Raw genomic sequence first — 12,492 nt, 5'->3', positions numbered from 1 at the left:
ACCAGCCAATGGCGAGTATCAGACGGTTGGGCTAAGCGTAGGTCTGGCAGCTACCGGGTTTTCTAGTGAGCCAATGCCCTCAATCTCAACTCGCACCCGATCGCCAATTTTCAGAGCACCCACGCCTTCGGGTGTACCGGTCAGCACCACGTGAAACCTCCACTAGTCCTTCCTTACTGGAACTGCTCGACCGCTTACTGCATACCGGCGTTGTACTCCAGGGCGATGTGGATTTGGGGCTAGCTCAGCTCAATCTAATCCACGCCAAATTACAGCTTGTGCTCACCTCCCAACCCCTGCTCTGACTCCAGTAAGTTAGCCAACTCACTCCCCACCCATCCACCCCTTATCCCCCTACTCAGTTATGTCCAGGCTCTACCTCTACGGTATTCTCCCTACATCGGCTGTGCAATTGGCTGCCGAAGGCTTGGATCACCAGCCTGTGCAGACCCACGAAATCCACGGATTCACCTTTCTCTACTCCCAGGCTCAACAGGACCGCTACTTGGCGAGTCGGCGCAATTTGTTAGGACATGAGCGAGTGCTGGAGCAGGCAATGGCACAAGGCTATCGGGCGCTGCTGCCGCTACAGTTTGGCATGACGATTGCCGATTGGACCACGGTGGAACAGCAGTTGATTCTGCCGCAAGGTGAGAAATTAAAGCACCTGTTTGCCAAGCTCGAAGGCCGCCGCGAGGTAGGCGTCAAGGTGTTTTGGGATGCGGAACAAGAGCTAGCTGCTTTAATGGCCTCGGATGCTGAATTGCGAACAAAACGCGATCAGCTCGTTGGAAAACCTCTGGGTATGGATCAGATGGTGCAAATTGGACAGGCGATTGAACAAGCGATGCAGGAGCGGAAGCAGCAGGTCATTGCCACCTTCCAATCAGCATTGAACTCTTTGGCCGTTGAAGTAGTTGAAAACGAAGCCTTAACCGAATCCATGATTTACAACGCCGCCTACTTAATTGAGTGGGAGGCTGAAGCCCAATTTGGTCAGCAGGTGGAAGCGCTGGATCAGCAATTTGAGGGCCGTCTCCGCATCCGCTACAACAATTTCACGGCTCCCTTTAATTTCGCGCAGTTGAATTAGGAAAGGAATAACCATGTTTCTCGATTTGCTGATGGCACCGTTGACGGCACCTGTAACTGGCCTGACTTGGATCGCTGAAAAAGTGTTGGATCAGGCTGGCGCGGAGCTGAATGTCAAAGAAAACTTGGGCAAACAGCTTCTGGCCCTCCAGTTGGCGTTTGATATGGGCGAGATCCCAGAAGCCGAGTTTGAACGGCAAGAGGAAGAACTGCTGCTGGCAATTCAGGCGCTAGAGGAGCAGGAGACAGTTATGTCAGGGTTTGATGACTAAAATACTCGCCAGACTTGACAGGAATCCAAAAAACGGTAACAATAGATACAGAAAAGAAAAGTAAATCGTTCATCTTCTAGGCACGTTTTACTGATTGAGCTAACTCGATTAAGAACAGCAGCTAGAAGACGGAAGTAGGGAGTCATCCCGAAGGAACGCGCCTCAAATTCACTGCATTCAAGAAAGAGGCGAAGACCATGAAACTGACATATCGCGGAGTAACTTACGACTACAATCCTCCTCAAGTTGAGTACGGCGATCCAACTCAAGTGGGCAAATACCGGGGCGTTGATATTCGCTTCCGGACGATTAAGAAAGAGCCAGTACAACAGCCCACGCTAGATTTGCTGTATCGCGGTGCTGCTTACACCACCAACTCCACTGATTCCACAACTAATGCAGATGCTTCGACTGAAGCAGCTCCGGTAACTCCGGCTGTGCCCTCTGTGAAAGAACAGGCTCGCTGGTTAATGCTGAATCATCATAAGAACGTCAAGCGGCGTCAGCAGTCGATGTTGAGCCGTCTGGATGCCAAGGTTGGCCTGCCCGCTACCGAAGCAACCCGCTTCTGGAACCACATTCGCGGTGAAGCCCATCCCAGCTTTGAAGCATCCTATGACCGCAGCCATGCTGCTATGAGCTAGTAACAAGCCCACGCTAGATAGCTCGGCAACTGATTGCTTCAGAGTTTAATTGAAGTTTGTCTCAAGTTAGCTGGTTGGAGGCACCCCCGGTCCTAAGTGACAAAGGGGGTGTTTTCTTGTGAGAACTCTCAGCCCTCGGTTGGACGATCTACCGATGCAGGACCATAGTAAACAGCGGAATCAGAGACAGCAGGAGCCAAAGCCACGGTAGCGAAGCGGATTCCGGCAAGGTTTCTTCAGATAAGAGCGCCTCGATCCGTTCTTCTAAACGGGTGAGGGAAGTGCCAGCGCTAATGGCAGCACAGGAATGCTCCAAGGCAGGTTCCAGCCCAATCAACGGTGCTTGGGCCATTTGCAGGAGGGCTTCAGCGACGAGCAGTGGATCAACCTGCTGAGCAGCCCAGCGATCGGCCCGGACTTCCCTTAGCAGCAGTAACTCTTGCCAAAGGGCTTCTGTGTTAGGGAGCCAAGCAGTTAAGTGACGCAGCCAGCCCAGCCAGAAAAACCAAAACGTATCGCGGTAGTGGGTATGGGCCTGCTCGTGGGCGATCACGGCTTGAATTTGGTCTGCGGTGAGTTGAGTAAATAAGCCTTGGCTGACCACAAGCCTTGGTTGCCAAACGCCAATCTGGGCTGCAAAGGGAACGGCGGAATCAAGCAGATAGGCCGGGGTTTGCTCAATCTCAATCGCCGGATAGTGCCGGAGTTGCCGAGACGAGTGCCACGCCTGCCCAGCGCGCCAGACCAAACAGCCGAACGCCACGTGATGAACGATTAATGGGCAGTTGACGAACTGTGATGTCCTGTGTCTAGTCTAGGCGAAGAGCGCATGACTAGCGTAATTGGGTAATAGCTTGGCAGCCTGGCTATCCCTTGCAGGCATAATCAGCGGCGGTTTCTACTGCACCTAATGCCTTGAGCGTGGCTTTTTGCGCCTCGGTTAATCCAGTTATTCCAGTAATATTCATCCCTTCGTAGGGACGAGTAGTTCTGATCGTTTTCCAACAGTCTCCAGTCTGAACATTCCAAAACCGAATCGTCTGATCGCTGCTGCCACTGATCAGGCAAGGCCCCTTTGAGGGAAATACTGAAGTAAGAAAGTACAGCTCTACGGCTGCGGATATGGCAGAAAAGAGAGTAGGGTAGCAATGCTTTAGTTCATCAAAACCTGACAAACAATGTGTTTGAGACAGCAGAGGAATCGAAAGTGGGTGCTGTAGGCTAGGAAAGAACCGCAGCAAGAGGTGTTTCCATGAGTTCCACTTCGATCAATCGCAAGCTGATTGAACAGTCAATTAGCAAGAACGCAAAAAAAATAATTGCTGCTAGCGGGATGAATCCTTCGACTCGCAGCGGCAGTAAAGAGCTGGACCATGCAGTGAAACGCCTCGCCCAACAGCCTTTCGCTAGTTTGACGGCGGCAGTTCAGGTTGGGGAAGAATTGGGCCGCAGGATTGTAGAACTATCTCAGCAAATGGGCAAGCAGAATTTGGATGGGGGCATAATTCGGCAGCTAATGCTGAAGCAGCAGCTTCCCTCAGTTGACGCTTCCCTCGTCGATTCTCGGCCTATTATGTCTCCTCCGCTGGTTGAGGGAGAGGGAGGCGATGGGGGAGATGTTTCAGACCTGCAAGTCAGTGAAGCTGAAGACGAAAGCGAAGATAATCAGGTTGAAAGTGACGAAGTTGATGAAGTTGATAATGAAGCTGATGATGCAATCGAAGAAATTCCCGACCAACTGGACGACGATTTGGCAGAAGAATCACTGGCAGAAACAGAGCTGGTCGATAGTGGCAGCGGTAGTCTAGAAGACGATTTAAACGATTTAGTAGACGAGGTGGCGGAAGAAATGGCTGTGGCTGAAGGCAGCGACGATGTAGACGACGATTTAGCCGAGCGTTCGGTTGAAGCTGAAGCTGATGCTGATGCGGCTGTGGCTGAGACAGATGAAGTCCCGGTGAATCCGGCTGAAGCAGATGGGGTTGAAGCAGCTCTAGATGATATGGAGGATGTCGAAGCTGGAGTAACTGCCGAGGAGCTGGATGATGCAGCTGTGGCTGAGGAACCATTAACCGAAGCGACAGTAGCAGAGCCTGAGAGCCAAGACCCTAAAACAAAATCTGAAACAGAACCTGAGACAAGACCCGTGAAAACAGCCAAGTAGGATGCGATCGGTTTACGATCCCTAGAGCACTGCCAGTAGCCATTTTGGTCTTCATCCTCTAAAGTTCATTAAGAGTGATGTAGGCAAAGCAATGACAACGGCTCAAGCGCTCTATCAAGATCTGCTGCGTCTCGATCAACGAAGCTACAAAGCTTACAAAGCGATCGAGGGACGCTACCGTTTCCGCGATTTCTGGCTAATGGTGGACCATGTGCAGGGTGATCCATTCGCAGCTCCCAGTCGCCTGCGCATCCAGATTCCCCAAGCAACCGCCGGGTTTCCGCAGGCGCTCTATCAAACGCGCAGTCGGGAAATTGCTTTGCGGGATTATCTTAATCGTCAGTTTGGTCAGGTGGCGGCTCAGATGGCAGCCAAACGCGGCAGCGGCAATAGCGGCCTGATTGCCATTGCTCGTCCGACGCAGCAAGTTCTGGAGCGCACCGCCGTCTGGATTGACGATCAGCAGCTTGAAGTGCGGTTTACGGTAGGCTTACCGGCGCGAGGGCGCACTATCCTGGGCCGACAGGCAGCCGAACTCCTCTGCGAAGATTTGCCAGCGATTGTGAATCAAGCGCTACTCTACAAAGCTCTCGATCCTAAGGCAATTCAGCAGCATGTAGAAACCGTAGAAGATGCTGATTGGCTGCGGCAACAGTTGGCAGGTCAGGGCTTGGTAGCCTTTATTCCCGATGGAGCAATTTTGCCGCGCTCCAGTGGGGTGGATGAGTCGCCTTTGCGGGAATCCGTGGTGCCATTCATGTCACCAGCTTCGCTGCGGGTGGAATTCGAGCGCCCTAATCAGGGCAAGATCAGCGGCATGGGTATTCCAGCTGGCGTAACGCTAATTGTCGGCGGCGGCTATCATGGCAAATCTACTTTACTAGAGGCGATTAGCCTTGGTGTTTACAATCACATTCCTGATGATGGTCGCGAACAGATTGTAACGGAGGCCACTGCTGTCAAAATTCGGGCTGAAGATGGTCGCAGTATTGTTGGCGTTGATATCTCTCCCTTCATTAATCACTTGCCTCAAGGTCGTTCTACTATCCATTTCTCTAGCCAAAATGCTAGCGGCAGCACCTCCCAAGCTGCCAACATCATGGAAGCCCTAGAAATCGGAGCAAAGGTACTGCTGATCGACGAAGATACGTCTGCGACTAACTTTATGATCCGCGACCGCCGCATGCAGGCATTGATTGCTAAGGATAAGGAGCCAATTACGCCAATTCTAGAGCTGTGACTCGACCAATGCCGCTAGAAGCGCCAATTAGGGCCACAACCTGCTGAGAGATTGGCTTTAACTGAATTTTAGTCATTAGAAATGTTAGTCATTAGATAAGTACAAAGTGAAGAACTGAAAGCGGCCTATGCTTTAGCATTGATCCCGTACTTTTAGCTTTTGCTTTCAGCATTAGGTTTTATGCAATTGCAATACCGCAGGATCGCCATGTACTTGTCTATGTAAATCTTTATTTCGCTTCAAGGGGTCAATCAAAAGGGGGAAATGCGGATTCATTGATTCTACCCCTAGTACTCCTTGGGAAATGACTTGGGTTAAGTATCTATGTTATTTAGACGACGTTGCTTAAATAACCCTGGAGTTAGGCAGCTTAATTGTCTAATTGACTGTCTAATTGATTGTCCGATTGAGCAACTGCGACAGTGCATTTGCGTAATGTGTATTACAAACATCGGCAACAGTCTTTTGGTCGCTTTCGGTTGCTTCCAGTTTCCGCTCCGAGTGGGTAAAATCTCTTACTCCTAGCGGTAGAGGGGCAGAAGGCATTTGCTTTTTAAAATAAATAGCAAGCCTTGCTCCTGTGATAGTTCGCTGGTTGATTGCCATGGGACGAATAAGCAGCGAATAAAAAACAGGAGCATGGTCGAATCGAACCAAATCAAGTAAAGCGTTTAGTGAATTTATACATTAACAGAAACAATTATGACAGACTCCACCAATACAGCCCATTCTAAGCAAACTGAAAGCTCCGAACATTTAAATCAGCTAAATCAGCTAAATCTAAATCAGCTAAATCAGCTAAATCAGCAAGTGAATCAGCAAGCAAAAGATCCCAACACTCTGGAGCAGCAGGAATTTCAGCCTGAATCAGGTGCTGTGGATCAGGCGGCACTTCAGGCCAGGAGGCGCACGGGTGAGGGAGTCGAACGGATTAATCAAGCTGACGATACTGCAACCGAAGAAGCTTAGCTCTAAGCTAGATTAAGCAGATAGATCATAGAATAGTAGATTATGGAATAGGCAAAAGAATAGATGAAAGCATGATCATAGAAGTGAATACAATAGAAGTGAATGTAATATAAGCGAATACACAGGAGAGAACAATGGCAGACACTAGTGTAATCAAAATTGATTCCCATGCCTCACCCAAAGGTGAAATGGGGCAAATTTATTTAGCTTCCGGTATTCATGTTTCGATGCGGCTTTGGCGAGACGAACAACCCAGCGAACCCAAGCCAGAAACTCAGCGGGACTACGAAACTGTTGGCTATGTGATTCAAGGCCGCGCTGAACTCCACATTTCTGGTCAAATGGTACTGCTGGAACCGGGTAGTTCCTGGGTGGTACCCAAAGGGGCTAGCCATACCTACAAAATCCTAGAGCCATTCACCGCCGTTGAAGCGACTAGCCCTCCAGCAGAAGTGCATGGGCGAGATGAAGCGTCAGCCAGCTGAGCGCTGGTATCAGGGGCAGGATTCAGGAGTCAGAAAGTTAGGTTAGAACAGGTTTTGCTATGAGTTTATTGCCACTTGACGAATTCAAAGCATTGGTTGAGCAATCTCACAGGTGCTGTGTTTCTCTTTACATGCCAACCGTGCAAGCCGGGGCTGAAGTTCAACAAAATCCGATTCGGTTTAAGAACTTGATTAAACAGGCTGAGGCTTTACTAGAAGACCAGAAACAGTTACGCCCTAATGAGGTGTTAGAGCGATTGCAGCCTGTCCTGGAGTTGGATAGAGATGAGTTTTGGCAGCATCAGAGTCAGGGTTTAGCGATTTTTCTGGCAGATGGGTTTCTGCGCTACTATCGCCTGCCGCTGGCGTTTGACGAGTTGGTGGTGGTTGGCGATCGTTTTCACCTCAAACCTCTCCTGCCCCTGTTGACCGGCGATGGCAAATTCTTCCTCTTGGCTTTAAGTCAAAAGCAGGTGCGATTGTTTGAAGGCAGTCGCTACAGCATGCAGGAAATTGAACTAGAGGATATACCCACGAGCGTAGAGGCGGCTCTACTCTACGATGAAACGGCAAAGGAAGGACAATTCCGCATCAGTACATCGAAGGGCGGCACTAGCAATCCATTTCCACAGGCAGGCAGCTTTCATGGGCAGGGTAGCCCCGATCAGGATGAACCTCAGTCGGACATTCTGCAATTCTTCTATGTGTTGGACCGAGGGCTGCAAAAATACTTGCATAACGAGCAGGCTCCCCTGGTTTTGGCTGGGGTTGAGTATCTTCTGCCGCTTTATCAGCAAGCTAATACCTATCCGCACTTGGTAAACCTGATCTTGCCGGTTGAAAATATTGGCGTCCTTAAACCTGAGGATATCCATGAGCAGGCTTGGTCGGTGGTGGAGCCTTACTACACCGAAGCGCAACAAGCGGCGGTTGAGCGTTATCATGAACTAGCGGGAACCGGAAAGGCTTCTACGGACTGGCAAGAAACGATTGCTGGTGCTTACTATGGGCGTATTGATCAATTATTTGTCGCGGTGGGTGTGCAGCAATGGGGCAGGTTTAATCCCGAAGCGAACGAACTGCATCTCCACTCAGAAGCGGAACCGGGAGACGAAGATCTGCTGAATGCTGCGGCGATGCAAACGTTACTGAACGGAAGCATATCACCGTATCACCGCGCCGCCTTCTGACCCGTCGGCACTAGCCGTGTATTGCGGCGGCAATAATTATCGAAATACCGATCATTATCGCACCGATTATTATACCGAGCGCCGTGTTTTGGTCTTCTTCGATCTCGTGGTGAATGTCAAAGATGCGGCTAAGAACGAAATACGCGATCGTAAAGAAAACCAGACCGAGAACAACGAAGATCAGCGTGGTCAAAAGTATTTCGGCCAATTGGTCGAGCTTTACGACCATTGCCGGAAGAACAGGGATGAGCATTTATTTTCCTCCGCGAAATCCAGAATAGATGAACGGTACACCCAGACGCGACTTGCTTCCGGCATTAGCCAACTCCCACCCGAACCAGGCGGCCGAGGTATAAAGCAAAACCACGCCCATTCCGAACAGCATAGTTAGGATCTTGAACATAATATCGTCTTTCCTTTTTATTCTTCATCATCATCGCCGCTGGAACCGAACATGCTTTCGCTCCAGCGTCTGCTTTCAAACATCGCTTTTCTGATAAGGCCGATGACCGGTATCAACAACAGTACTATAAGAGCACAAATGAAATTGATCCCGCGCATAACGCCCTGTTCTACCTTTACTTTCACGGGCATCGACTGCTGCCAGTTCTGCCAAGTGCCCTCGACACGGAGTGTGTACTTGCCGGCAGGCAATGAGGACGTCGTCGCATCCTGCGTCTGCCCGCCTTCAGTCCAGGCGCCGTCACTATCGGTTCCGGAATAGAATTCGATCGGGATGTTTACTGACTCCACCTCTTGGCTTTGGTCATTTATTAGGTCAACATCAAGATCGACCCAAGAATTACTGACGGGCGCGCTTGCCGTTATCCGCACATTGCGATTCGCCTTTAGTTCGAATTGCTGGCTAAACTGCGCCTGCGGCGTTGTTGCATTCACGAGTGGCGGCAGGTTTATGTCCTGCGAAAGAACGGTGCGCGATATTCCGGCGATCGGGATCATAAAGATCGCGATAACAAGCAACAAGAAAAGCGGAAGAGCCCCCCACGTGTAATAGAACGAGCCTGTGAAGGGTTGGTTTGGAGCGACCGACCAAGGCTTGGGCAGATCAGAAACAGCAAAAGCCTTCTCAATGTCGGCGTTGGTCAGGTAGACACCAGCTGACCAGTTTATCTCCCCCGGCGACATCTCCTGGGAAAGCATCAGTGGCGGAGCAACGTAATCCACCGCACGGACAGTTTCGCCTTGTTCTACACGCCAGTAGAATTCGCCCTGAACATACTCTACCGAGGCCTGGGCATCCTGAAAGATGCGGTATGTTCGGCCGTTGAATAGCACTGACGTGCCATAACCTATCGTGCCGGATTGCACGACCTCCGCCGGATTAACGGGTTCAACAAAGTTCCAGTGATTATCTGAATGAACCAGCCAACGAAAGCCGATGATGGGCTCGTAAAGAAGATACTCATGCCAGTAATACTTTATGCCCTCAACGGTGACGCTGCGGACCGCGGCACCGATTATCTTGAATTTTACGCCGTCCTTAAAGGTTCCTTCGGCTCCGATCGGCAGAACGAACGCGTGCGGTGAGGGCGATGGCGAAAGCGTCTTGAGATACTTCAAGCTGCCCTGATCAACATCAAGCAGAGAATTGCAGTTCGGACAGGTAACACGCTCCGCCTTGTCAGGTGCGATCAAGGCAAGCGGACCGCCGCAATTAGGGCAGCCCATTGCCGCAGCTGAGGCTCGACGAGGCTGACGCTGAACAGGTCGCGCGTCGGCAAGGCCTATATCAGCAAGCGTTACCTGCTGACCAACGAACACCCAAGGCGGCGAAATGCTGTAATCTATCGTCCCAAAGGCATTATTTATCCCGCTTAGGTCAGCGTATTGATTTTGCTCACCGGGAACCAATTTATACGGTATCTCGCCCTCGGCGGCAGCGGCTGTTGCAATGCCTTTTTCCGTTACCATCAACGGGGCTTTGCTCGGGATCTGGCTGACGGTCGAACCTATCTGAAGCTCATCGAATGTTGGCAGAACGACACCGGCCGGAAGCGGGTGAAAGAACGTCATATAGAACCGGCCTTGTGCTTCGGCAAGCCAGCCGACCCATCCGTTCGCAAAGGTCGCGTACCATTCGTCCCAGTAACCGCCTAGTTCGTGTTTTAATTGGGCACGGCCGGTCAATTCAAAACGCTGGCCATTGAATGTTCCTTTCAGCCCAAGCTTTAGCGGGGAGCTTGAATCGAACAACTCTGCGACCTTCCCGAGATCCTCAACGCCGCGATCCGTTCTTGCCACTGCCGAACGGCAATACGGGCAAACGATAACTATTGTAGAACCTTTTTGAAACTCGATCGGTGCTGCACACGACGGGCAGTTCGCCTGGAGAACGCTCATGCATTACCTCCGGCGGTCGTAGATCTTCTGTCGGCGTTTCCACGTTCGATACGTGTAACCATGACGGATCGGGCATCGAGCATCAATGAAAGTTTTCCTTCCCAATCCCATTCGGGACGGGTCCTGCAGCAATAAAGATTGAAGGTAGCTATATTGTGTTCCGGGTACGTATGACAGGCAAGGTGCGACTCGGTGAGCGCGGCAATTCCGGTTACACCACCTTCGCCAGGAAACTTGTGAGAAGAAGAAAAGCCTCGACGAAGTCGATCCAACCCTGCTGGAAACCTTCGAGAAACTGGGGATTTCCCTCTCGGAGCAAAAGCGGTTGTCGAACGTGGCGGTAGATGCAATTTTTGACAGCGTTTCGATTGCCACCACTTTCAAGGAGAAGCTGGCCGAGCATGGTGTGATCTTCTGCTCGATTTCTGAGGCACTGCAAGAGCATCCGGAGCTAGTGCAGAAGTATCTGGGCAGCGTGGTGCCCGTGGTCGACAACTACTTCGCGGCCCTCAACTCAGCCGTATTCAGTGACGGTTCGTTTGTCTATATCCCCAAGGGCGTTAAGTGCCCAATGGAGCTATCTACCTACTTCCGGATTAACAACGGCGAGTCGGGACAGTTCGAGCGGACGCTGATTGTGGCCGAAGAAGGCAGCTATGTCAGCTATCTAGAAGGCTGCACGGCTCCGATGTACGACACGAATCAGCTGCATGCGGCTGTAGTTGAACTCGTGGCACTGGATAATGCCGAGATTAAATATTCCACCGTGCAGAACTGGTACGCGGGTGATGCGGAAGGTAAGGGCGGTATCTACAACTTTGTCACCAAGCGCGGGTTGTGTCAGGGCGTCAACTCAAAAATCTCCTGGACGCAGGTGGAAACCGGTTCGGCGATTACCTGGAAATATCCGAGCTGTGTGCTGGTGGGCGACAACTCGGTGGGTGAATTCTACTCGGTAGCGCTGACCAACAACCGGCAGCAGGCCGACACCGGCACCAAGATGGTCCACATCGGCAAGAATACCCGCAGCACGATTGTATCTAAAGGCATCTCGGCAGGCCATTCCGAAAACAGCTATCGCGGCTTGGTCAAGATTGGGCCAAAGGCAGAAGGCGCACGCAACTATTCCCAGTGCGATTCGATGCTAATTGGCGATAATGCTGGCGCGAATACATTCCCCTACATTCAGGTGCAAAATAACAGCGCCAAGGTGGAACATGAAGCTTCTACATCCAAGATTGGCGAAGACCAGCTCTTTTACTTTTCTCAGCGCGGCATTTCCATGGAAGATGCAATCGCCATGATGATCAGCGGCTTTTGTCGGGATGTATTCAACCAACTGCCGATGGAGTTTGCCGTTGAAGCCGACAAGCTGCTGGCGCTCAAGTTAGAAGGTTCAGTCGGATAATGGTTCAACTTCTTCAAGCACAGGCAGTCACCTTACGCGACTTGATTGATAACTTTGGATTGGTAGAAGTCCGAAGTCAATCGTTTTTTCCGGAATGGCAACAAAACCTACCCGAACTAAGCGAGTTTGAAATCCAGTACCTCGATAAGGTGAAAGCGGGTTATTTAAATCTTCGAGACGCTCTCCCTGTGCTTGAGAGACCAGTTCAAATGGTGATTGTTGCACCCTTGCTGTTCTTAGCAGACTTTTATTTGCCGCCTTTTCAAGTTAAAACTGAACGCTCTATCGAAATCTCAGAGGAAGATGAAGGTATTGTGATTCGAGGCACACTCGATATTGTTATTTTGAAAGACAACTTTTGGTTACTAATCATTGAATCCAAGCGATTGTCCTTTTCATTAGAAGTAGGGATAGCTCAGCTACTGTCCTATATGATTGCCAGCTCTCAACCAGAGCGCCCTAGCTACGGCCTTTTAACCAATGGCAGCAATTTTATGTTTGTTAAATTGATTCGAAGCGAAACCTGGCAGTATGCCACTTCAGATCAGTTTGCAACCAGGAATCAAACGAATGGTTTGTATGATGCATTCAGAATTCTGAAGCGAATTGGACAGTTGTAGAAATTGATTATGCTGTAGACAAAATTTGTATCAGAAATAGGGAACGC

At 50.5% G+C, this 12,492-nt stretch carries 17 protein-coding genes, 1 pseudogene and 1 riboswitch; of the genes and pseudogenes, 11 read left to right on the top strand and 7 right to left on the bottom strand.

What is annotated here, in order from left to right; genetic code table 11:
* Positions 1-18: 18 nt before the first annotated feature.
* Positions 19-147: a fumarylacetoacetate hydrolase family protein gene (locus JVX88_RS18910; protein ID WP_317134389.1), complete on the bottom strand. Its 129-nt coding sequence runs from the start codon at positions 145-147 to the stop codon at positions 19-21.
* Between JVX88_RS18910 and gvpJ the strand changes: the two genes are divergently transcribed.
* The 4 genes from gvpJ (at position 132) to JVX88_RS18890 (ending at position 2,008) form a co-directional block, all read left to right on the top strand.
* The gene (gene gvpJ, locus JVX88_RS18905; protein WP_211629094.1) at positions 132-305 is read left to right on the top strand and encodes a gas vesicle protein GvpJ; all 174 of its coding nucleotides are present in this window, start codon (positions 132-134) and stop codon (positions 303-305) included. The two genes, JVX88_RS18910 and gvpJ, sit on opposite strands and share 16 nt — an antisense overlap.
* A 59-nt stretch (positions 306-364) precedes the next feature.
* Complete coding sequence (locus JVX88_RS18900) at positions 365-1,093, top strand: GvpL/GvpF family gas vesicle protein (RefSeq protein WP_211619727.1); 729 nt, start codon at positions 365-367, stop codon at positions 1,091-1,093.
* A 13-nt stretch (positions 1,094-1,106) separates the two neighbouring features.
* The gene (locus JVX88_RS18895; protein ID WP_211619726.1) at positions 1,107-1,364 is read left to right on the top strand and encodes a gas vesicle protein GvpG; all 258 of its coding nucleotides are present in this window, start codon (positions 1,107-1,109) and stop codon (positions 1,362-1,364) included.
* Positions 1,365-1,428: 64 nt separating this feature from the next.
* Positions 1,429-1,526, top strand: a riboswitch (Glutamine riboswitch).
* 35 nt (positions 1,527-1,561) lie between these two features.
* On the top strand, positions 1,562-2,008 hold the full coding sequence (locus JVX88_RS18890) for a DUF4278 domain-containing protein (RefSeq protein ID WP_211619725.1): 447 nt from the start codon (positions 1,562-1,564) through the stop codon (positions 2,006-2,008).
* 148 nt (positions 2,009-2,156) lie between these two features.
* On the opposite strand, the gene JVX88_RS18885 is transcribed toward JVX88_RS18890, so the two are convergent.
* Positions 2,157-2,771, bottom strand: coding sequence for a M56 family metallopeptidase (locus tag JVX88_RS18885; protein WP_225931117.1), 615 nt, complete (start codon positions 2,769-2,771; stop codon positions 2,157-2,159).
* Positions 2,772-3,260: 489 nt separating this feature from the next.
* Between JVX88_RS18885 and JVX88_RS18880 the strand changes: the two genes are divergently transcribed.
* The gene (locus JVX88_RS18880; protein WP_211619724.1) at positions 3,261-4,172 is read left to right on the top strand and encodes a hypothetical protein; all 912 of its coding nucleotides are present in this window, start codon (positions 3,261-3,263) and stop codon (positions 4,170-4,172) included.
* Positions 4,173-4,263: 91 nt separating this feature from the next.
* A complete protein-coding gene (locus JVX88_RS18875) occupies positions 4,264-5,412 on the top strand; it encodes an ABC-ATPase domain-containing protein (protein WP_211619723.1) in 1,149 nt (382 codons plus the stop codon).
* Positions 5,413-5,802: 390 nt separating this feature from the next.
* On the opposite strand, the gene JVX88_RS18870 is transcribed toward JVX88_RS18875, so the two are convergent.
* Positions 5,803-6,018: a hypothetical protein gene (locus tag JVX88_RS18870; RefSeq protein WP_211619722.1), complete on the bottom strand. Its 216-nt coding sequence runs from the start codon at positions 6,016-6,018 to the stop codon at positions 5,803-5,805.
* 96 nt (positions 6,019-6,114) lie between these two features.
* On the opposite strand from JVX88_RS18870, the gene JVX88_RS18865 reads away from it, so the two are divergent.
* The 3 genes from JVX88_RS18865 to JVX88_RS18855 all read left to right on the top strand — a co-directional run bounded on the left by JVX88_RS18865 (position 6,115) and on the right by JVX88_RS18855 (position 8,056).
* Positions 6,115-6,381 (top strand): hypothetical protein, encoded by a 267-nt coding sequence (locus JVX88_RS18865; RefSeq protein WP_211619721.1) that lies wholly within the window; start codon positions 6,115-6,117, stop codon positions 6,379-6,381.
* Between the two features lie 134 nt (positions 6,382-6,515).
* A complete protein-coding gene (locus tag JVX88_RS18860; protein WP_211619720.1) occupies positions 6,516-6,866 on the top strand; it encodes a cupin domain-containing protein in 351 nt (116 codons plus the stop codon).
* Between the two features lie 59 nt (positions 6,867-6,925).
* Positions 6,926-8,056, top strand: a complete 1,131-nt coding sequence (locus JVX88_RS18855) for a hypothetical protein (RefSeq protein WP_211619719.1) — start codon at positions 6,926-6,928, stop codon at positions 8,054-8,056.
* 10 nt (positions 8,057-8,066) lie between these two features.
* Here JVX88_RS18855 and JVX88_RS18850 read toward each other — a convergent pair whose 3' ends face one another.
* Genes JVX88_RS18850 through speD form a run of 4 tightly spaced genes read right to left on the bottom strand, consistent with a single transcriptional unit; the run spans position 8,067 to position 10,689 of the window.
* Positions 8,067-8,309, bottom strand: a complete 243-nt coding sequence (locus tag JVX88_RS18850; RefSeq protein ID WP_211619718.1) for a DUF350 domain-containing protein — start codon at positions 8,307-8,309, stop codon at positions 8,067-8,069.
* On the bottom strand, positions 8,310-8,459 hold the full coding sequence (locus tag JVX88_RS18845) for a hypothetical protein (RefSeq protein ID WP_211619717.1): 150 nt from the start codon (positions 8,457-8,459) through the stop codon (positions 8,310-8,312).
* Between the two features lie 17 nt (positions 8,460-8,476).
* Entirely contained in the window at positions 8,477-10,417 is a 1,941-nt protein-coding gene (locus JVX88_RS18840) for a DUF4178 domain-containing protein (RefSeq protein ID WP_211619716.1), read from the bottom strand.
* On the bottom strand, positions 10,414-10,689 hold the full coding sequence (speD, locus tag JVX88_RS18835; RefSeq protein WP_211619715.1) for an S-adenosylmethionine decarboxylase: 276 nt from the start codon (positions 10,687-10,689) through the stop codon (positions 10,414-10,416). Before speD ends, JVX88_RS18840 begins: the two co-directional genes overlap by 4 nt.
* Here speD and sufB point away from each other — a divergent pair.
* Together sufB and JVX88_RS18825 are read left to right on the top strand one after the other, a co-directional pair.
* Positions 10,653-11,825 (top strand): annotated as a pseudogene (sufB, locus tag JVX88_RS18830) (Fe-S cluster assembly protein SufB); the annotation flags it as partial. The gene speD and the pseudogene sufB overlap by 37 nt on opposite strands.
* Positions 11,825-12,445, top strand: a complete 621-nt coding sequence (locus tag JVX88_RS18825; RefSeq protein WP_211619714.1) for a restriction endonuclease subunit R — start codon at positions 11,825-11,827, stop codon at positions 12,443-12,445. The pseudogene sufB and the gene JVX88_RS18825, both read left to right, overlap by 1 nt.
* Positions 12,446-12,492: the final 47 nt, after the last annotated feature.

The sequence above is a fragment of the Leptolyngbya sp. 7M genome, assembly GCF_018128485.1.
Note: the sequence above shows the minus strand (reverse complement) of the source record. Positions and strands in the feature narration are given on the sequence as shown.